The sequence below is a fragment of the Antrihabitans auranticaus genome, assembly GCF_016481275.1.
Lineage (GTDB): Bacteria > Actinomycetota > Actinomycetes > Mycobacteriales > Mycobacteriaceae > Antrihabitans.
On sequence record NZ_JAEMNW010000002.1, the window covers coordinates 225,452 to 245,587 of the forward strand.

The following is a 20,136-nucleotide window of genomic DNA, read 5'->3' on the forward strand; positions in this document are numbered from 1 at the left end:
GGGAGCGATAGTATCCGATACTAGCGGTACTGGCTACTACTGGTTCCGTTTGCTTTCGCTTCCCGGTCGGCGAGCCAGCGGGCGTGCGCCTCGCCGAGCGGCGTAGTCGGCGCTTCGCCGTAGATCCATTCTCGCGCGATCCGATGCCAGTTGTTGGCGGCGCCGAGCTGGCCGAGCACGCCGAACGTCAGGAAGTCGGCACGACGGGAAAAGATGTGTTCGGGCGGCAAATTCTGGTGTCGCATACCGGCGAACTCCGATACCCGCGGGTCGATGGCGAGCAGAATGCTCCCGCTCGCCATGGCCGGCGTCACGGCGATCTGCTCGTCGGTCAGGTGCCAGCCCGCCGCACCGTGGACATAGTCGAGACACTCGTCGACGGTGACTCCGGCGTCTGCATTGATCACGCCGCGCGCCACCATGAGATCGAAGAGATCCTGACTGCGGTTCTCGGTTGCAGCGCGTAGGCACTGTTTCTCGAAATCGACGTGGATCGGATCCATGCGGTTGTAGAGACCGAAATCGATGAATCCGACCTTGCCGTTCGCGCCAAGCAGGATGTTGCCGGGATGCGGATCGCCGCAGAACTCGTTGAACGCGAACAGCGACCCGATATAGAAGCGGTAGACGATTTCCCCGACTCGGTCGCGATCCTGTTGTGGCAGTGCGCGTATCGCGTCGAACGACTGACCGTCGAAGAGCTCGGTGACGACGACCTTTGGCCCGCTCGCTGCGGGGACGCTGTCGGGTACCTCGATGAACGGATGGTCTGCGAAGAGCAGCGCAAGCTCGTGCTGGGTGCGTGCTTCGCGCTCGTAGTCGAGCTCGCTCTCCATATTGAGCTTGATCTCGTGTGCGAGCTCGGGCGCCGCGACGGCGGGAAGGGTCGATCGCCAGAACTTCAGAAACATCGCGAGGTTCTTCATGTCCGCGCGAATAGCGACGTCGATGCCGGGATACTGCACCTTGACTGCAACGGGGCGCCCGTCGTGCAGACGGGCGCGATAGACCTGACCGATCGATGCCGCTGCGATCGGCACGTCGTCGAACTCGGCGAACACTGCGGAGATCGGCCGGCCGAGATCGCTCTCCAGGGTGGCACGCATCGTGTCGAACGAGACCTTCGGCGCCTGATCGCGCAGCACGGCGAGCTTTCGCTGGAAGCTCTCACGGTGTGACTCGGGAACGAGCTCCAGATCGATCACCGAAAGCATCTGGCCCAGCTTCATGGCCGCGCCCTTCATGCTGCCGAGCACGGTTACCAGCTGATCGGCTGCCTGGAGTGCGGCCTTCTCCGAAATCCGAATCTTCGCATCGTGCGATCGGCCGATCATGGATACGCGCGTGCCGGCCGAACGGAACGCCTGGCCCGCTGCCACTTTGCCGATCTTGGAGCCGCGCGCGACACGAGATGTCGGAACCTGGTCGTTCATACTTCGGTCCTTCGCTCGGCCCGGTCGACGGATGGGTCGCAATTATTCGACTGACGTGTCACTCTTTGATGTGGCACAGACTACAGACGGTCCGAGCAATGCCACAACGACTTGTCACGAAAGGAACGTCGCAGATGATTCGACGCAAACGCAAGGCCCCACGGTCCAGTGCCACGCAGAAACCAGTGATTCTGCACGTGCGGACGCCCGACAGCCTGCCCGTGCGAATGCTCGGCCTCGGCCTGGCAGGTACGGGTGCTGCGCACTTCACCGCGCCGCGAGCCTTCGACGGCATCACTGCCACGGCTTTCCCCGAGAAAACGCGGCAGTGGACATACCGCAACGGCATGACGGAACTGTTGCTCGGACTGGCAATCGCCTTCCGTCGAACGCGACCCGTGGGCGCGATCGGTTCGGTCGCCTACGCGGCATTCCTCGCGAATCGTGTCTCGTCGCAGCGCTGAGCCCACGGGCCGGTACCGTCGCAGATGCGACTGGAGTAACGGCTGAGATTCGGTGAAGGCGGGTGAGCATGGCACATCCTGAAGCGGTGGCGAACGCTGAATCGGCGACGACTGCAGGTGCGCCGCGCCCACGGCGCGGCCGGCCCAAGCAGGAGGGGCTCGCCGAGCGGCGCCGCGAACAGATCATCGAATCCGCGTACTACGTGTTCGCCGCAAAAGGGTACGAATCGACGACGATCTCCGACGTCGCGAAGCATGCGGGGGTCGGCCAAGGCACCGTGTACCGGTACTTCGACAGCAAGCGCGAAATTCTCGACCAGGTCTTCGACTACTCGGCCGAGCGGTTCGTCAGTCTGATCGCGACGGACGACCTCATGGCACCCGTTCGCTCGCTCGCGGATTTCGCCGACCGCTTGACGCAGATCGCCACCCGGATGGCAGGCGCGATCGAGCGAGAGCCCGAGTTGCTACGGCTGATCATCGTCGAGGCCAGCGCCGCTGACGCAGAGCTCAATGCACGCGTTCTGGGCCTGAAGAGCTTTCTGTCGGAAATGATTGCGCGGATCCTCGAGGACGGGATCGAGCGCGGTTGGATTCGTCCCGAAATCGACACCGGAACGTATGGGCAGTACATCATCGCGCTGGTGCTGCCTGGGTTGCGGCATGCAGTTCAGGGCACGCTGACCGCGGACTGGAAGACCAGATTCACCGAACAGACTGTCGGCATCCTCGCAGCGGCAATGCGCGTCCCGGGGCATAGCTCATGACCGCTCAGGAAACGTCTGATCGCCTCGAAGCCCGCCGTGCCGACTTGATCCGTACCGCAACGGAATTGATCCTCGGCAAGGGCTACCGAAATACGTCGGTGGCCGACATCGTGGGCGCCCTGGGGCTCAGCCACGGCACCTTCTACAACTACTTCGACAGCAGGCGTGACATCCTCGATGCGGTGATCGACCATGGCGGCAAACTGCTGACGCAGCGCTTGGTCGGACCCGACGAGCCCACGTCCGCCGAGACGCTCGACGAGTTCCTGGCGCAAGTTGCCCGAATAAACAATCGCGTCCACGAACTGGTTGCCGACGAGCCGGCGCTGCTGCAGTTCGTAGTTTTCGAAGCGGCGTCGATCGACGAAGCCGTGGTGCAGCGGATGCTCGCGACGTATCAGGCCTTTGCTGCGGCGAGTAGGTCCTACGTCGAGAACGGCATCGAAAGAGGTTTCCTCCGAAGCGATCTCGATCCCGAAGTAGCCGGGGAAGCACTCGCGACCGTACTGCTCTCCAGCACGATCGGCGCGCTCGGCGACGGTGTCGCTGCCGATGCGGCGGTCTCGACAGCGGCGCTCGTCGATTTCGTCAGGCACGGGATGGGCAACGAGTAGCTGCTGTTACTCGACCTCGCTCAACTCGGTGGCCACGTGGAACGGCGGCGTGCTCTTTCCCATGATGCGGTACCGATTCCAGGGGTCGGGATCGCCGACGAAGGCGTCGCGAGCGCTGTGCGGCGTCCGAACCGTCACCTTCGTGCGTGGCTCGTCCCCAAGAATTGCAGTCAGCTCAGGGTTGGGGTCGATTCGGCCGATCCAGCGGAAGATCCCATCGATCGGCTCGCGGTACCCCCGCATCTCGACCCGCGCTGCGATCTCTGTTCCGTGAACGACGAGAGTCGCCTCGCCGAGATAGTCGGAGCCTTCGTGGGGGCTGTGCGGAACGACGCTGTTCATCCTGCCTCCTGAAAAGTGGTGCAGTCAAAGTAGTTGCAGCTGAGTGATATTCAGGTTGTCGTGACCGTTGACATCGGGGTCGACCTGGGTCACACTTCGAATGTACACGGAACTGGCAGTATTGGGTACTGTCAGTTCGGACTTGCGCTTGATTCAGGAAGCGGTGAGGACAATGACGTCCGGCAGCGAGTACGAGTTCAAGCCCGCGATCACGGCGGCGGGTGGAGCGGTCCGGCGGCGGCGCCACGTCGGCGATAGGCAGCTGACCGCAAGGCGACTGCTGTTCGCCGCATCGGAGGCGAACTACGATCCGGACCTCGATATCGATTGGGACGCGGCACCCGATCCGGACAAGGATTGGCTTCCAGCCCAGCGTGTTTCGCTCTACGGCACGCGGCTGTGGCACAGTCTCGACGACGAGCAGCGGCGTGAACTCGGCAAGCACGAACTCGTCAGCATGCTGAGTGCAGGCATCTACGCGCAGTCGATCCTCTCGATGCTGATGTTTCGCGACATCGTCGAGGGTGACGGCCTGGTCGACGATCTGACGCGCTTCACACTCGCCTCGATCAACGACGAGAGTCGCAGTACGACGATGTTCAGCCGGTTGGTTAACGCCACGGGCGCGGCTCCCTACCGACTGCCGGGGCCGTTGCAGCGACTCACGAAGCTGACGCTGCTGGCCCCGACCGGTCCGCTCGGCCGCGGCTTTCGGCTGCTGCTCGAAGAGATGCTCGATTCGGTCCTGCGTGAGCTCGCGGCGGATCCGAGTATTCAGCCGCACGTACAGCAGCTCACGAAAATTCACGTAGTTGCCGGCGCTCGGCATATCGAGTTCGCGCGCGATGACCTGATCAGGGCAATCGAGTCGCATGGCCCGATTGCCAATGCGCTGCATCGCTGGGCCCTGGCCGCCGTGACAGCAGCCTGTTACGCCGTCGTCGTCAATCCGAACGCTTATCGGGCCGTCGGGATCAATCCGGTTCGCGGCTTGGTTGCGGCCCTGGTCAGTGCCAACTACGGGCGGAACGCGCGGCGGGCAACCGCATCGTTTCGCCGCTTCACCCGCGACGAAGGGCTGCTGAACGGTCCGGTCGCCGGAACCATTCTGCGACTCGGCCGAGTCGGATGAACAGCACGCTCGGCCCGGTTGGGCCGAACCGAAAGGAGTGGATGTCATGACCGCGGAGTCCATGAGCGAACGAAGGCCTGTCGTCACGACAGCCGGCGCGTCGACAGTACGTCGCAAGACCGTAGGTGATCGGCAGAAAACAGCTCAGCGCCTGCTGCGCTCGACCGCTGAGCGGTCCTACGACGGCGAACTCGACATCGACTGGGACGCACCTGTCGATCCGGACAAGAAGTGGATGCCGGAGCACCGGCAATCGCTGTACGGCACCAAGCTGTGGGACAAGCTGACCCAGGAGCAGCGCAACGAACTCGGCAAGCACGAGGCTGCGAGCGTGCTCAGTTTCGGCATCTATGCGGAATCCGGTCTGTCCACGATTCTACTTCGCGGAATCATGGAGAGCGAAGGCCTCGTCGATGATCACTCTCGCTACGCACTCGCTGAAATCGGCGAGGAGACAAGACATTCCACGATGTTCAGTCGGCTCGTCAACATCACCGGCGTGAAGCCCTATCTGATGCCCAAGGCGGCGCGCAAGTTCTTCCGGCTCGCAGGCCTGATTCCGATCGGGCCTTCGTCGTACGCCGGTACGCTCTTGATCGAAGAGTTGCTCGACCGGCTGCAGCGCGAGGCGATGAACGATCCCGACGTGCAGCCACACATGCGGCAGTTGATGAAGATCCATGTCCTCGAAGAGGCACGCCACATCACGTACGCTCGTGAGGAACTCGTTCGGGCAATCGAAGCTCGCGGCAAGGTCTCGAATGCGTTCCACCGCTTCGTCTTCGCGGTGATGGTGCTCGGTGTGTATCCGGTGCTCGTGAACCCGCTGGTCTATCGCTGCGTCGGCATCAGCCCGCTCGAGGGTTTCCTGGCCGCGATGACATCGCCCAACTACCGCGTCAACGCGACCTTTGCCGGTGAACCGCTACTGCGCTTCGGCCATGAGGTCGGATTGCTCGACGGCGCCGTGACACGGCGCCTGTTCAAGCTTTCCCGCTCGGTGCCGGAGGACATCCTCGCCGAGCTCGATCGCGGCACATCCATCGCAAGCTGACCTCACCAGCCATAACAGAACGGAATGCACTGTGGCACAGAAGAAGAAATCGGTCCAACAACCGGACGTCTCGGCGCCCATTCACACCCGGGTCCTGATCATCGGTAGTGGATTCTCGGGTCTCGGCATGGGAATTGCGCTCCAGAAGGCGGGAATCGACGACTTCGTGATCCTGGAGAAGGCCGGAGAGGTGGGCGGCACCTGGCGCGACAACACCTATCCGGGCGCGGCGTGCGACGTGCCGACACACCTGTACTCGTACTCGTTCGAGCCGCGCGCCGATTGGTCACAGCTGTTTTCGCGGCAGCCCGAGATTTTCGACTACCTCAAGGGCGTTGCCGACAAGTACGGACTTCGTCCACATATCCGCTTCGGTCAGCACATGACGCGCGGACATTGGGACGAAGCCGAGAACCGCTGGCACGCATATGCTTCGGACGGCCACGAGTACATCGCGCAGTTCGTCGTATCGGCGATCGGCGCGCTGCATATTCCGAGCATTCCGCAACTCGCGGGGATCGAGGAATTCGCGGGTGCCGCATTCCATTCCGCGCAGTGGGACCACGACTTCGACCTCACGGGCAAGCGCGTGGCCGTGATCGGAACAGGTGCCAGCGCAATACAATTCGTCCCGGAGATCGTCGACCGCGTCGGTGAGTTGAAGTTGTTCCAGCGCACTGCGCCATGGGTGCTCCCGCGCTCCAACGTCGACTTCCCGCAGGGCTTCCAACGCGCATTGCGGCGGGTCCCTGGGTTGCGGTTCGCGCTGCGCAACGGGATCTATTGGACGGCGGAGTCGGGCGCCTACGCGATGAACAAGCGGCCCGGACTGCTCAAGGGCATCGAGTGGGCCGGCCGCCGCCACATTCGCCGACAGATCTCCGATCCCATTGTGCGCGAGAAGGTTACACCGGACTACCGGGCGGGCTGCAAGCGCCTGCTCGGGTCGAACAGTTACTACCGCGCCATCGACAATCCCAAAACCGAACTGATCACCGAGGGGATCGAGCGCGTCACGACGGACGGCATTGTGACAAAGGACGGCGTCGAACACAAAGTCGACGCCATCATCTACGGCACCGGTTTTCACGTCATCGATTCGTTCACCAACCTGAGCATCAAGGGTCGCGACGGCGAGGACCTGACGGACCGGTGGACGCAGGAGGGTGTGCAGGCGCACCGCGGCATCACAGTGGCGGGCGTACCGAATGCGTTCTTTCTCCTCGGACCGAACACCGGCTTGGGGCACAACTCGATCGTGTTCATGATCGAGTCACAGATCCACTATGTGATCCAGGCGATCGAGCTCGTCGACGCGCACGGCGTCGCTGCGCTGGCACCGCGTCGGGAGGCGCAGGACCGCTTCAACGAAAGTCTGCAGCGCGACCTCGCCGGTTCGGTCTGGAACAGCGGTGGCTGCAAGAGCTGGTACCTCGATGAGCACGGTAACAACCGGACGCTGTGGGCAGGATTCACCTGGCAGTACTGGCTGCAGACACGGCGCGTCGACCTTTCCGAGTACGAGCTGATCGGCAAGCGCCCCCGGCCTGCGGTCCGCTCGACAGTGCCCGCAGCAGATTTTCCACCGCAAGCTCTCCCGGCGAACGTGTAGAGGAACGCAGATGAAGAACTTCGAAGGCAAAGTTGCTGTGATCACGGGTGCGGGCTCGGGAATCGGTCGCAGCCTCGCATTGGATCTCGCCGGCCGCGGCGCGGAACTCGCGCTGTCCGACATCGACACCGCAGCAGTCGCAGACACCGCCGGGAGATGCGAGAAGCTCGGCGCCAAAGCAATTCCGTTCGAGCTCGACGTCGCCAGCCGGGCCGCCGTCTACGCGCATGCCGAGGCCGTCCGAGGTGAGTTCGGCCGGGTGAACCTGGTGTTCAACAACGCAGGGGTCGCGCTGAACGCCGACGTCGTGGACATGGAATGGGCCGACTTCGACTGGTTGATGAACATCAACTTCTGGGGCGTCGCGCATGGCACCAAGGCGTTTCTGCCCGACCTCATCGAGTCCGGTGACGGGCACGTCGTCAACGTGTCGTCGGTTTTCGGCCTGATGGGTATACCGTCGCAAAGCGCTTACAACGCAGCGAAATTCGCGGTGCGGGGATTCACGGAGGCGCTGCGCCAGGAGATGAAGATCGCCCGGCATCCAGTCGGCGTGACCTGTGTACATCCCGGCGGCATCAAGACCAACATCGCCGTGAACGCCCGCGGGATTCCGGAGGGAGTCGACACCGAGACCGTGCGGAAGGGATTTCAGTTGATTGCGTTGACCAGCCCGGACGCGGCGGCTCGCATCATTCTGAAAGGCGTCGAGAAGAACAAGGCGCGGGTACTCATCGGACCCGACGCCCGCGGATTCGATCTCATTCCACGGGTTGTCGGGCCACGGTACGAAGATCTCGGCGTTCCGCTGTACCGGCTCGGCCGTCGAACTGCCGAACGTTTCGGCATCGACATCTAGGAATTGCGATGTCACGCAACGCTCATGTGCACACGCTGGAAGTCGTCGAGGTGATCAAGGAGACCGACGAGGCGGCATCGCTTGTCTTCACGGTCCCGGACCGGCTCGTCGACGACTTCCGGTATCACCCCGGGCAGTTTCTGACGTTGGAGATACCGAGCAAAAGAACCGGTTCGGTTGCTCGGTGTTACTCGTTGTCGAGTTCGCCGCACCTCGACGACGAACTGATCGTGACAGTGAAACGCACGGCCGGCGGCTATGCCTCGAACTGGCTGTGCGACAACGTTGCCGTCGGCACGGCATTGCGCGTGCTGCGGCCATCGGGGGTCTTCGTCCCGAAGTCGCTCGACGCTGACCTGTTGTTGCTCGCGGCCGGCAGTGGAATTACCCCGATCATGTCGATCGCCAAGTCGGCGTTGCTCGGTGGTACCGGGACGGTCTATCTGATCTACGCGAATGCGGAGGCCGGAGCAGTGATCTTCGGAGCCGAACTGGCCGAGATGATCGTCGAATTTCCGGACCGGTTTCAGGTCGTGCACTGGCTGGCATCCGAACGAGGTCTGCCGACGGTCGACGGACTGAGCGAGTTGCTCCTGACCTACGAGCACTACGACACATTCGTGTGCGGTCCAGCGCCGTTCATGGCGGTGTGTCGCGCGGCTCTGCGCGAGATCGGGACACCGGACAAGCATGTACACGTCGAGAAATTCCAGTCTCTGACGGGTGACCCGTTCGCCGACATCTCGGTGCCGAACGCCGGTGACGCCGAATCTGCCACGGCGACCGTCGCAATCGACGGGCGGAGTATGGAGGTCGACTGGCCGCGGGAGACCCCGCTGCTCGATGTACTGCTGGCCAGGGGCATCGATGCGCCCTATTCGTGCCGAGCGGGTGAATGCAGTGCGTGTGCCTGCACTGTGCGGTCGGGCGAGGTCCGGATGCTGAAGAACGACACCCTCGTCGATGCGGATCTGGCACTCGGCCTCACGCTTGCGTGCCAGGCCGTGCCAGTCAGCGACCGCCTCGACATCGCGTTCGACCAGTAGCCGGAACGTCAGTTCACGAGCGACAGCAGCTTGGTGAGTGTGTCGAGCTGCTCGTCGTAGGGGCCGTCTACTTTGGCGAGAAGTGTAGTTATTCCTGCATCCTCGTACTTTCGAATGCGCTCGGCCAAGAGGTCGGGCGTACCGAGGAGGTTGGTGAGCGCGCCTAGATCCAACGGCACTTCGCGGCGTGCCGCCTCGTGGTCGCCGGCTTCCCACAGTTCGCGAACGGTCGTGATCGCGGCACCATAGCCCAGCCTCGTGAATGCGTCGTTGTAGAAGTTGCGGCCCCCGGCACCCATCGAGCCGATCGTGAATGCGTACCCGTCGGCATGGCGGCGGGACGCGGCAGCTGTCGCCGCCTCGTCTGCGGTGAACTCCACCGCGACCGGTGCGACGAGGTCGATATCGCTCAGGGCGCGGCCCACCGATTCGGCACCCTCGCGGATGGGGGCAAGGAACGTTTCGGCGGACTCCGGGATGAAGGCGTTCCCGAGCCACCCGTTCGCGGTTTCGCCGGTGAGGCGCAGGTTCGCGGGACCCATGGCCGCGATGTAGACAGGAACGTGATCGGGTCGAACGAGCGGCCGAAGTGCGCGTCCTGCACTGTCCGGCAAGGGGAGTGGATAGATCTCGCCGCTGTGCTCGAGACGGTCGCCCCGGCACACCGTGCGGATGATCTCGATGGTCTCGCGCGTTGTCTGCACCGGCTTGCGGAACCGCACCCCGTGCCAGCCTTCCATGACGCGCGGACCGGAGACGCCGATGCCGAGGTCGAATCGGCCGCCGGAGAGTTCCTCGAGGCTCAGCGCGGAGGTCGCGAGCAATGCCGGTGTGCGTGAGCCGAGTTGGACGACGAAGGTCCCGAGCCGGATCGTCGACGTTTTGGCCGCAAGGTATGCGATTCCGGTCAGCGCGTCGTAGCCCCAGACTTCCGGAACCCACAATGACGAGACGCCGATTCGTTCTGCTTCGACAGCGAAGTCGACCGCACCGGGTAGCCGCGGTTCGATCATGGCACCGATCTGCATGCGCACGCTCCTCAGTCACGGTCGTCGACGATGTTATGCTATCTCGCATAATTCTGTGTGGAACGAGGCCCTCAGGAGTGCCGTGCGCTATCGCGATTGTCCGACCGTCGAAGTGTCGGAAAAGATCTCGGGTACTCCCGCCGAGGTATGGGCGCTCGTCACGGATATCGAACTGCCCGTTAGATACTCGTCCGAACTTCAGTCGGTCGAGTGGGTCGGTGCGGAGGAAGGTATTCGGGTCGGAGCACGCTTTCGGGGCCGGAATCGCCACGCGTCCATGGGTGAATGGGAAGTCGAGTGCGAGGTAGTCGAGATCGAGGACGAGCGCCGCTGGGTGTGGACCGTGGGCGGGCCGGACTACGTCGGGGCAACCTGGGGCTTCGAGATCGACCCCGGACGAGACGGTGTGATCGTCCGGCAGTGGGCACGGATGGGTCCGGGCCCATCGGGCCTCAGTCTCGCGATCGCATCGATGCCGGACAAAGAGGCGCGCATCATCGCCCGCCGCCTCGAAGAATGGGAAGTCGGGATGCGAGCGAATCTCGCGGGAATCAAGACGCAACTTGGGGGGCGAGTTCAGCCCCGACCGGCGAACGAACGGTGAACACGGTATTGCCGCACGGGCGCACAGCGAACAAGTAGCATTCTCGTTTGCCGAAGTTGGTGCACGAGACGGCCAGTTGCGGCAAAGTAAGTGAAATGACGAGCCCTAAGGTTCCCAATCCGACGGATATTCTGCGTGCTGCGCAGTCCGCCGTCGAAGCCGCTCAAGCTGTGGCGGCCAGTGCCTTCGACACGGCGGTCCGTACGCCGCAAGCGTCGGCGCAATTGGCCGCGCAGCTGCCGGATACGCTCGAAAGTCTCGCGGTGACCGTCGAACGTCTCAACAGGACGGTCGATCGGCTGGACCGCACGTTGTCGCTCGCCGACCCACTGTTTGCGACGCTCGACCGCATCATGCCGCGGCTCGAGCAATTGGCCGCAACTGCCGAGGACGTTCGCAAACTCTTGGCGCGCCTACCCGGCGTCGACACCTTGGGCCGCATCACCGGTGTCAGCTTCGACGACGAACCCGCGCCCGTGACCAAGCCGCCCAAGCCACGCGGCCGCCACTGAATCGAAGCGCGCGGGTCGCAGGATCAGAGCGCGCGCAAAGTCGCCAGCAGCTTCAGAACCATCTCCTCGTACTCTTCCGAGGCGTCGGAGTCGAGCACGATCGCGCCTCCAGCGCCGATATGCCAGGCGCCTTCCGTCAGCACCGCCGTGCGGATAACAATGTTGAGATCGGCTGTACCGTTCAGGCCGAGAAAGCCGATTGCGCCCGAATAGATTCCCCGCGCTTCGGTTTCCAACGCGTCGATGATCTCGAGCGTGCGCAGCTTCGGAGCCCCCGTCATTGATCCGCCGGGGAAACACGCACGGACACAGTCGATTGCATCGACACCAGGAGCCAAGCGGCCCCGCACCGTCGACACCAACTGGTGCATCGTGCTGTAGGACTCGATCGCCATCAGCTTCGGTACGTGGACGGAGCCGATCTCGCACACGCGACCCAGATCGTTGCGCAGGAGGTCGACGATGATCAGGTTCTCAGCACGAGTTTTACTGCTCGACAACAGCTCTGCGCGAAGCCTGTCATCTTCGGCTGCGGATAGTCCGCGCCGGGCGGTGCCCTTGATCGGCTTGCTCTCCACAGTTGCGGCACGGTCGACTTTCAGGAAGCGTTCGGGCGACGAGCACGCCACCTCGACGCCAGGGAGGCGGAGATACGCCGCGTACGGAGCGGGGTTGGCGCGGCGCAAAATGCGGTAGACGTCGATGCCGGCGACAGCCGTCTCGCCCCGCGCGCTGTTCGTCAAGCAGATCTCGTACGAATCGCCCGCGCGCAGATGCGCCTGGCACGCCTCGATATCGGCGCGGTAGCGCGCTTCGTCTCGCGTCAGCAACTTTTCCGCGACGGCGTGGTCGGACGTCCTGCGCAGCGGTGGCGGGTTCGTCCACGAGGCGACGTCGTCCAGAGCTGAGCGTGTCCGCGCAAGCCATTCGCATGCTGCGGATCGGCCGGCGGGTCCGTCCTCGCGCCTGTCGTCGAGTGCGAGGAGGTAGGTCTTGTCGTCTTGATGGTCGACTGCCACGATGCGGTCGGCGAAGAGCCACTGTGCGTCCGGATTCTGCGCTTCGTGCCGGTTCGGCGAACCGCATTCCGCCTTCAGTTCGTAACCGAAGTATCCGACGTACCCACAGGTGAAATCGAAAGGCAGCGCGGCATTGTCGACGCGACGCTCACGTAGCTGCGCCGACAGGTAGTCGAAGATGCTGCCCGGCACGAGTGCTCGCTGACCGGCTGCGGAGGTGACCGATACGCATTCGTCACCGGTCCGGTAGCTGACCTGTTCGGCGAGCGGACCGGCCGCGTCGCCCATGAAGGAGAACCGGTCCAGGCCCGGTTCCACGTGCTCGCTGTCCAGCCAGAAAGCTTGCGCTGCAGTGGAATAGAGGCGGTCGAACGCAGCTTCGGTATCGACGGCGCGATCGATCACGTCGACATTCAGGCGACATGTCGCCTGTGCGCGGTTGGCGAGTCCAGGGACTCGCCAACCGCGAACGGGGGCCGCAGGCCCCTTCGTCAGCTTCGCGAAGTTCGCCAGGAGCTGCTCGCCGAATTCTGTGGCTATGGATTCGGGATGGAACTGCACGCCCCACAGCGGCCTTTCGCGGTGCCGCAGCGCCATGACAACGCCGTCCGACGACCACGCGGTCGGTTCCAGGGAATCCGGTAGCGGCAGGTCGGCGGCGAGCGAGTGGTAGCGCACGACGGTGAAGTCCTGCGGCAGGCCCGCGAACAGTTCACGACCGTCGTGGCGGATTCTTTCGAGATAGCCGTGCCGGGGAGTCGGTGCGCGCGAGACGGTTCCGCCCTCCGCGACCACGATGCCTTGATGGCCCAAGCAGACGCCGAGCAGCGGCACGCGCGATCGCCGGATGATCTGGGCCGAAATACCGAAGTCACGGGGCACAGCGGGATGGCCCGGTCCTGGCGATATCACGATGTTGTCGAACGAGTCCAGATCGAGGTCGGCGGCTTCGTCGTTGCGAACTACGGTCGGCGACGTCCCGTTCACCACGCTGAGAAGTTGATACAGGTTGTAGGTGAACGAGTCGTAGTTGTCGATCAGCAGCGTCCGCATGCCTGCCTTCTGTCCGGTGACCCTGGAATCTTCCCAGACGTCGCGTGGGTGTCCGGTTCCGGCATCCGGCACAATTGGCGCCATGTCAACTGAGCAGCCGGCCAATGTGGACCGGGACCTTGTCGACTTCGCGATCGTCGGCGAATGGATGGCAGGCCAGGGCCTGACCGGCGGCGACTTCGAGAACGTGCAACCGATCGGCGGAGGCACCCAGAACATTCTGCTGCGCTTCACCCGCGGTGGCCGTGATTACGTCCTTCGACGCCCGCCCAAACACCTGCGGGCCAAGAGCAACGAGGTGCTGCGACGCGAGTCCCGGCTGCTGGAAGCCCTCAACGACACGGACGTCCCTGCGCCTCGCCTGATCGCGGCCTGCACGGACGAGTCGGTTCTCGGTGGCGCGGTCTTCTACCTGATGGAACCGGTCGACGGCTTCAGCCCCGCGACGGGACTGCCCGAACTGCACTCGTCGAACGCGGAGGTCCGGCACGGCATGGGGTTGTCGGCGGCCGCCGGGCTCGCTCAGCTCGGCGCCGTCGACTACGAGAAGATCGGGCTCGCCGATTACGGCAAGCCGGAAGGCTTCCTCGAACGTCAAGTACCGCGATGGCTGGGGGAGTTGGAGTCCTACAGCAGCAATGCCGGCTATCCGGGACCGGAGATTCCGGGGGTGGACCGCGTCGCTGACTGGCTGGAGCGCAACCGTCCGACAGAATGGCGACCGGGCATCCTGCACGGCGACTGCCATCTGGCCAACATGATGTTCCGCAACGACGGACCCGAGTTGGCTGCGCTCGTCGACTGGGAGATGTCCACGATCGGTGATCCGCTGCTGGATCTAGGTTGGCTGATCGCGACCTGGCCGGATGGATCAGTCGTCGGAGGCTCACTGGTCGGCGCGCTGAATGCGGCGGGCGGACTCCCCACACCGAAGGAACTGATCGCCCATTACGGCGAACGGTCCGACCGTGACCTGAGCGCGATGGACTGGTACACCGTCCTCGCGTGCTTCAAACTCGGCATCGTTCTCGAGGGCACCCATGCGCGGGTCTTCGCCGGCAAGGCGCCCAAACCGGTCGGCGACATGCTGCACACACTGACTCTGCATCTCTTCGAGCGGGCCGCTGCTCTCGCCGTGTAGCAGAAATGTCTCGATATCGTGGGCCACTGGCTGTTTGTTGGTGGCCCGGGAGTACCGCGAAACCTATTCTGAGGCAATGACAATCGTGCCCGATTCCAAGGACTGGACCTGGGTTCTCGCGCAGCCCTGCCCGGAATGTTCGTTCGATTCGGGCGCGCCGGCCTACGAGGACATTCCGGCGCTGATTCTCGACAACGCGCGGTCGTGGCCGACAGTGCTCGCGCGCGAGGATGTTCGGGTTCGTCCGGATGAAGCGACCTGGTCCGCACTCGAATACGCCGCGCACGTCCGCGACGTGTTCCGCATCTTCACCGAGCGCCTGGAACTTATTCTCGCGCAGAACAATCCGACCTTCGCGAACTGGGATCAGGATGCGACGGCCATCGCCGACCGGTACAGCGAGCAGGATCCCGAAACGATCGCGGTCGAACTCATGGCGGCGGCGGAGCGGGCGGCGAGCGCTTACGGCGCGGTCGCCTCCGCCGACCGGTCGCGGACAGCGCTGCGAAGCAACGGCTCGCAGTTCACGGTGGAGTCGCTTGCGCGCTACTTCGTTCACGACGTGATCCATCACCGGCACGACGTCGCGGGCCAAAGGGGAGGCCCCCACTAGAACGTGTTCCAGTTCTGCCGTATTGTGGCTCCCATCACACAGTGGTGGGGCACACGAAAGGCGTTGGAATGAAAACAAAAGGCGCGGTCCTGTGGGGGCTCGGCCAAGAGTGGTCGGTCGAGGAAATCGAGATCGGCGAACCGGTCGTCGGTGAGGTACAGATCCAGCTCGAAACCGCTGGCATGTGCCACTCGGATCACCACATCGTGACAGGCGCGACCCCGATGCCGGCCTTCCCCGTCATGGGCGGGCACGAGGGTGCGGGCATCATCACGAAGCTCGGTCCGGGGGTTCCAACCGACCTCGCAGTCGGGGATCACGTTGTCCTGTCGTTCATCCCGGCCTGTGGCCGTTGTCCGGCGTGCGTGAGCGGTCAGATGGCGCTCTGCGATCTCGGCGCTGGACTGCTGTCGGGTCTTTCTATCAGCGACGGCACCTACCGGATCCAGGCGCGCGGTCAGAACGTCATTCCCATGTGCCTGCTCGGCACATTCTCGCCGTACATGACGGTCCATCACACGTCCGTTGTGAAGATCGATCCCAGTGTGCCGTTCGAGGTCGCCTGCCTTGTCGGCTGCGGTGTGCCGACCGGATTCGGTTCGGCGACCAACGTCGCCAACGTGATGCCGGGCGACTCCGTCGCGATCGTCGGAATCGGTGGCGTAGGCATGAGCGCGCTGCAGGGCGCGGTGCTGTCGGGAGCGACGAACGTCATCGCAATCGACCCGCTCGCCTGGAAGCGTGAGCAGGCACTGAAGTTCGGCGCGACGCATGCCTTCGAAAACGTCGAATCGGCGATCGTGCCGATCATGGAACTGACCGAAGGCCGGATGTGTGAAAAGACGATCATCACCGTCGGCGAAATGCACGGCGAGATCGTCGAGCCGACGTTGACGCTCACCAGTAAGGGCGGGACCTGCGTCGTCACCGCGATGGGTCACATGGTGGATTTCGACGTCAAGCAGAACAACTTCCTGCTTGCGATGCTGCAGAAGCGGGTTCAGGGCGCCATCTTCGGTGGCGGCAACGCGCGCAAGGACATCCCGCGACTGCTGCGGCTCTACAAGTCGGGGCAGCTGAACCTCGACGACATGGTCACCAGGACCTACTCACTCGAAGAGGTCAACCAGGGCTACAAGGACATGCTCGAAGGCCGCAACATTCGCGGAATCATCAAGTACACCGACGCCGACCGCTAGAGGCGCGCGCGAGTGGGGTAGCGCGCCTCCTAGGCTGTGTTGGTGACTTCTCTCGATCAGGTGCGCCAATGGCCGGTGGACAACGCATCGGCCGCCGTCGTCGGGAAAGGCGGAGTGCTCGACTCGTATGGCGACATGGATCGTGTTTATCCACTCGCTTCGGTGACGAAGCTGCTGGTCGCCTACGGTGCCCTCGTCGCAATCGAGGAGGGCGCGATCGAACTCGACCAGCCGGCGGGTCCGGCTGGTTCGACGGTCCGGCACCTGCTCGCGCACGCGTCGGGTCTGGCGTTCGACCAGAACCGGGTGCAAGCCCCGCCGGGGGAGCGGCGCATCTACTCCAGTGAAGGTTTCGAGGTCCTCGCAGGCTTCATCGAGTACGAGTCGACCATTCCGTTTGCCGAGTACCTGCACGAAGCGGTTTTCGTGCCGCTCGCGATGGCAAGTTCGGCGCTGACCGGTCCCGCCGGGCATGCGGCGGAATCCACCGCGGGCGACCTCGCCCGATTCGCGGGCGAACTGCTCTCGCCCAGCTTGATTTCGGAGCCGACACTGCGTGCCGCCACGACCGTGCAGTATCCGGGTCTCGCGGGGATCCTGCCAGGCTTCGGCCAGCAGCGCCCGAACGACTGGGGTCTCGGATTCGAAATCAGAGGCAACAAATCTCCGCATTGGACCGGTGAGTCCAATTCGCCGCGGACCTTCGGCCACTTCGGTCAGTCGGGAACCTTCCTGTGGGTCGACCCGGAATCGACTCTCGCCTGTGTGGGCTTGAGCGATCGGGCCTTCGGCGATTGGGCCAAGGTTGCGTGGCCGGACGTCAGCGACACCGTGATCGCCGAATTCGGGTGAATGATCCGGGCTTCATGATAAACACGCCGGTCACTGCACTAGCGCAACAAGGGCAACACAAGGCACACTAGTACACTGAAGCATCGCTCGCGAAGACAGTCCTGGACTTGGCAGAGGTCGTTGGGGAAGACGTCCCTTGTCGAAGCCGGAGGTGTTTGAGGTGCGCGCTTTGAACCAGTTCGCAGACGCGACGACTGGAGTGGTGTACATCCACTCGTCGCCAGCTGCGCTGTGCCCGCATGTCGAATGGGCGCTCACGGCTGCATTGGAGTCGCGGGCGAACTTGAAATGGACCGCGCAGCCTGCCGATGGCGGGATGCAGCGAGCTACGAGCAACTGGGTCGGACCCGTCGGCACAGCCGCGCGGATCGCGAACGCCTTGCGCTCGTGGTCGATGCTGCGGTTCGAAGTCACCGAAGACCCGAGCGAAGGTGTCGACGGCGAACGCTTCAGCTTCGTTCCGGGCCTCGGCCTGTGGCGCGGCTCGACGAGCGCGAACGGCGATGTGGTCATCGGCGAGATGCGGCTGAAAGCGATGCTCGCGAACGGCCGCGACAGCTTCCTGACCGAGATCGACACCGCACTCGGTACCGCGTGGGACGACGCTCTGGAGTCCTATCGCAGCGGTAGCGAGGGCGCCGAGGTCACGTGGTTGCGACGCGACGTCGGCTGATGCGCAAGGTTTGACCCGGCCGGGAATGGGAACACGTTTCGTATGAAAACTGACGGAGCGGAAGCAGCCAGAACGTCCGAAAACGACGAGCCCGACACTTCGTCACAGTCTTCCGGCTCGTCCGAGAGTTCGCAGTCCGACTCCGGCGACGCGAAGTCAGGCGAGAAGTCGAACGAAGGGCCCACAGAGGGCACTGTCCGGGAGCCCGAGGTCGATCTGGAAGAGGGCGCGGTGCACGTCGACCTCGAGAACATCGACGTGTCCGATGTGAAGCCGCAGGACCAAAAGGACTCCGAGGACGACCGTGAGCGGACCGAAGAGCCCGAACTGGACGATGATGCACGCGAGAAGGCCAAGGAAAACGCGGAGTATCTCGACACCAAGTATCAGCCCGACGCGCGCGAGTCCGTCGTCCTACCGGGCACCGACGGCACGGTGTCGGGAACGGCTATCGCCGACTGGCTCGATGACGACGGCAACATCACCGATCCGGAGACGCGTGGCGACGCGAACGATGATGACGACAAGGACGGCACCTCCGGCGAGGCAACCGACGACGCACAAGACGAAGCGGCCGACAACGCGGAGAACGAGTCAGCGGTAAACAAGTAATCGGCATCGAACACGAAAAGGCCCCCTGGAAAGGGGGCCTTCTCTTGTTTCAAGTCTTGATCAGAGCGGGATGTTCTTGTGCTGACCGCGGCGGGCGGGTGCCTCCGCGAGTGCTGCTGTGATCACGCTCCGGGTCTTCGCCGGATCGATGATCTTGTCGACCACGCCGATCGACACCGCACGACCGACGCCGCCCGCGATGGCCTCGTGTTCGGCCGCCAGCCGGTCGTGAAGAGCTTCGCGCTCTTCCTCGGGCGCCGCGGCAAGTGCGCGCTTGTGGAGGATGCCGACAGCGGCTTTCGCGCCCATGACGGCTACTTCGGATTCCGGCCACGCAAACACCGCGGTGGCACCGAGAGCTCGTGCGTTCATCGCGATGTAGGCGCCGCCGTAGATCTTGCGCGTGACGAGCGTGACGCGGGGGACTCGGGCCTCGGCAAACGCGTGCAGCAGCTTCGCTCCGCGGCGGACCACGCCTTCCCACTCCTGGCTGACGCCGGGCAGGTAACCGGGGACGTCGACGATCACGACGAGCGGAATGCCGAACGCGTCGCACATCCGCACGAACCGGGCCGCCTTTTCGGCGCTCTCCGAGTTCAGGCAGCCGCCGAGCCGGATCGGGTTGTTTGCGATCACGCCGACCGTCCGGCCGGCCATCCGGCCTAGGCCGGTCACGATGCTGCGGGCCCAATTAGCTTGCAGCTCTTCGAAGCTCGACTCACCGTCGACGTTGTCGAGGAGTTCGTGCACGATCGGTTTGACGTCGTATGCGCGCCGCGCCGAAGGCGGCATCATCGCTTTGAGGTCGGCGTCGCCGTGCGCCGCCGCAACCAGGTCGAAACTGCCCTGGTCGGCAAACATCGATACGAGGCGACGCGCGCGATGCAATGCGTCTTCCTCGTCGTCGGCAGCGATATGAGCTACGCCGGACTTCTTGGTGTGCGTGTCGGGCCCGCCGAGCGATGCCATGTCGACCTGCTCACCGGTGACGCTGCGAACGACGTCCGGACCCGTCACGAAGACGCGGCCCTCCGGCGCCATGATCACGATGTCGGTGAGGGCAGGTCCGTACGCGGCGCCGCCCGCGGCAAAGCCGAGCACGACGGAAATTTGGGGGACGTGGCCGGATGCGCGGACCATCGCCTCGAAAACGAGACCGACCGCATGCAGAGCCTCGACGCCTTCGGCGAGCCGGGCACCACCCGAATGCCACAGTCCGACGACCGGTATCTCGAGTTCGATAGCTGTATCGATCGCAGCGACGATGTGTCGGCAACCGTCGACGCCCATCGCGCCACCCATGATCATTGCGTCGGAGCAGTAGGCGACGGTTCGGACTCCATCGACCTCGCCGATGGCCGCAAGCACACCAGAACGGTCGCGAGCGTGCAGTAGTTTCACAGAGCCGGCGTCGAAGAAACGCTGCAGCCTGGCAAGAGGGTCACGCGGGTCGGTGGCTGTATTCGCTTTCGCAGCGGGGGCCAAGACAGTCATCGCGTCCTCCTCG

The 20,136-nt window shown here is 63.9% G+C and carries 21 protein-coding genes; 16 read left to right on the forward strand and 5 right to left on the reverse strand.

From position 1 onward, the window contains the following. Window positions 1-20 precede the first annotated feature (20 nt). On the reverse strand, window positions 21-1,433 hold the full coding sequence (locus JGU72_RS08990; RefSeq protein WP_199683477.1) for an ABC1 kinase family protein: 1,413 nt from the start codon (window positions 1,431-1,433) through the stop codon (window positions 21-23). Window positions 1,434-1,567: 134 nt separating this feature from the next. Between JGU72_RS08990 and JGU72_RS08995 the strand changes: the two genes are divergently transcribed. The 3 genes from JGU72_RS08995 (at window position 1,568) to JGU72_RS09005 (ending at window position 3,278) form a co-directional block, all read left to right on the forward strand. After that, the gene (locus JGU72_RS08995; protein WP_233531816.1) at window positions 1,568-1,897 is read left to right on the forward strand and encodes a hypothetical protein; all 330 of its coding nucleotides are present in this window, start codon (window positions 1,568-1,570) and stop codon (window positions 1,895-1,897) included. A gap of 68 nt (window positions 1,898-1,965) precedes the next feature. After that, window positions 1,966-2,664: a TetR/AcrR family transcriptional regulator gene (locus JGU72_RS09000; protein ID WP_199683478.1), complete on the forward strand. Its 699-nt coding sequence runs from the start codon at window positions 1,966-1,968 to the stop codon at window positions 2,662-2,664. Next, complete coding sequence (locus JGU72_RS09005) at window positions 2,661-3,278, forward strand: TetR/AcrR family transcriptional regulator (RefSeq protein ID WP_199683479.1); 618 nt, start codon at window positions 2,661-2,663, stop codon at window positions 3,276-3,278. The genes JGU72_RS09000 and JGU72_RS09005 overlap by 4 nt, the downstream gene beginning before the upstream one ends. Before the next feature lie 6 nt (window positions 3,279-3,284). Here the strand turns inward: JGU72_RS09005 and JGU72_RS09010 are convergent, their stop codons facing one another. After that, a complete protein-coding gene (locus tag JGU72_RS09010; RefSeq protein WP_199683480.1) occupies window positions 3,285-3,620 on the reverse strand; it encodes a DUF4873 domain-containing protein in 336 nt (111 codons plus the stop codon). 172 nt (window positions 3,621-3,792) lie between these two features. Here JGU72_RS09010 and JGU72_RS09015 point away from each other — a divergent pair, with 172 nt between their 5' ends. From JGU72_RS09015 to JGU72_RS09035, 5 genes are read left to right on the forward strand one after another with little or no spacing between them, the layout of a single operon-like run. Continuing rightward, window positions 3,793-4,752: an AurF N-oxygenase family protein gene (locus JGU72_RS09015; RefSeq protein ID WP_199683481.1), complete on the forward strand. Its 960-nt coding sequence runs from the start codon at window positions 3,793-3,795 to the stop codon at window positions 4,750-4,752. 46 nt (window positions 4,753-4,798) lie between these two features. Then, window positions 4,799-5,806: an AurF N-oxygenase family protein gene (locus JGU72_RS09020; RefSeq protein ID WP_199683482.1), complete on the forward strand. Its 1,008-nt coding sequence runs from the start codon at window positions 4,799-4,801 to the stop codon at window positions 5,804-5,806. Window positions 5,807-5,837: 31 nt separating this feature from the next. Next, complete coding sequence (locus JGU72_RS09025; RefSeq protein ID WP_374101097.1) at window positions 5,838-7,418, forward strand: flavin-containing monooxygenase; 1,581 nt, start codon at window positions 5,838-5,840, stop codon at window positions 7,416-7,418. A 10-nt stretch (window positions 7,419-7,428) separates the two neighbouring features. Beyond that, window positions 7,429-8,277: an SDR family NAD(P)-dependent oxidoreductase gene (locus tag JGU72_RS09030; RefSeq protein WP_199683483.1), complete on the forward strand. Its 849-nt coding sequence runs from the start codon at window positions 7,429-7,431 to the stop codon at window positions 8,275-8,277. Window positions 8,278-8,285: 8 nt separating this feature from the next. Then, window positions 8,286-9,323, forward strand: a complete 1,038-nt coding sequence (locus JGU72_RS09035; RefSeq protein ID WP_199683484.1) for a ferredoxin--NADP reductase — start codon at window positions 8,286-8,288, stop codon at window positions 9,321-9,323. Between the two features lie 8 nt (window positions 9,324-9,331). Here the strand turns inward: JGU72_RS09035 and JGU72_RS09040 are convergent, their stop codons facing one another. Continuing rightward, complete coding sequence (locus tag JGU72_RS09040; RefSeq protein WP_233531818.1) at window positions 9,332-10,351, reverse strand: LLM class flavin-dependent oxidoreductase; 1,020 nt, start codon at window positions 10,349-10,351, stop codon at window positions 9,332-9,334. Between the two features lie 82 nt (window positions 10,352-10,433). Between JGU72_RS09040 and JGU72_RS09045 the strand changes: the two genes are divergently transcribed. Both JGU72_RS09045 and JGU72_RS09050 read left to right on the forward strand, forming a co-directional pair. After that, complete coding sequence (locus JGU72_RS09045) at window positions 10,434-10,955, forward strand: SRPBCC family protein (RefSeq protein ID WP_199683485.1); 522 nt, start codon at window positions 10,434-10,436, stop codon at window positions 10,953-10,955. A 95-nt stretch (window positions 10,956-11,050) separates the two neighbouring features. Next, a complete protein-coding gene (locus JGU72_RS09050; RefSeq protein ID WP_199683486.1) occupies window positions 11,051-11,467 on the forward strand; it encodes a hypothetical protein in 417 nt (138 codons plus the stop codon). 23 nt (window positions 11,468-11,490) lie between these two features. On the opposite strand, the gene pabB is transcribed toward JGU72_RS09050, so the two are convergent. Continuing rightward, a complete protein-coding gene (gene pabB / locus JGU72_RS09055) occupies window positions 11,491-13,623 on the reverse strand; it encodes an aminodeoxychorismate synthase component I (protein ID WP_307828362.1) in 2,133 nt (710 codons plus the stop codon). Here pabB and JGU72_RS09060 point away from each other — a divergent pair. The 6 genes from JGU72_RS09060 to JGU72_RS30665 all read left to right on the forward strand — a co-directional run bounded on the left by JGU72_RS09060 (window position 13,622) and on the right by JGU72_RS30665 (window position 18,629). Further along, the gene (locus tag JGU72_RS09060) at window positions 13,622-14,680 is read left to right on the forward strand and encodes a phosphotransferase family protein (RefSeq protein ID WP_233531819.1); all 1,059 of its coding nucleotides are present in this window, start codon (window positions 13,622-13,624) and stop codon (window positions 14,678-14,680) included. The genes pabB and JGU72_RS09060 overlap by 2 nt on opposite strands. Before the next feature lie 76 nt (window positions 14,681-14,756). Continuing rightward, entirely contained in the window at window positions 14,757-15,293 is a 537-nt protein-coding gene (locus tag JGU72_RS09065; protein WP_199683487.1) for a DinB family protein, read from the forward strand. A gap of 68 nt (window positions 15,294-15,361) precedes the next feature. Beyond that, window positions 15,362-16,492: an NDMA-dependent alcohol dehydrogenase gene (locus JGU72_RS09070; RefSeq protein ID WP_199683488.1), complete on the forward strand. Its 1,131-nt coding sequence runs from the start codon at window positions 15,362-15,364 to the stop codon at window positions 16,490-16,492. Between the two features lie 42 nt (window positions 16,493-16,534). Beyond that, entirely contained in the window at window positions 16,535-17,344 is an 810-nt protein-coding gene (locus JGU72_RS09075; RefSeq protein WP_199683489.1) for a serine hydrolase domain-containing protein, read from the forward strand. 160 nt (window positions 17,345-17,504) lie between these two features. Then, a complete protein-coding gene (locus tag JGU72_RS09080; protein WP_199683490.1) occupies window positions 17,505-18,017 on the forward strand; it encodes a DUF3145 domain-containing protein in 513 nt (170 codons plus the stop codon). A 42-nt stretch (window positions 18,018-18,059) separates the two neighbouring features. Further along, complete coding sequence (locus JGU72_RS30665; protein WP_233531821.1) at window positions 18,060-18,629, forward strand: hypothetical protein; 570 nt, start codon at window positions 18,060-18,062, stop codon at window positions 18,627-18,629. 60 nt (window positions 18,630-18,689) lie between these two features. On the opposite strand, the gene JGU72_RS09090 is transcribed toward JGU72_RS30665, so the two are convergent. Further along, the gene (locus JGU72_RS09090) at window positions 18,690-20,123 is read right to left on the reverse strand and encodes an acyl-CoA carboxylase subunit beta (RefSeq protein WP_199683491.1); all 1,434 of its coding nucleotides are present in this window, start codon (window positions 20,121-20,123) and stop codon (window positions 18,690-18,692) included. Window positions 20,124-20,136 lie beyond the last annotated feature (13 nt).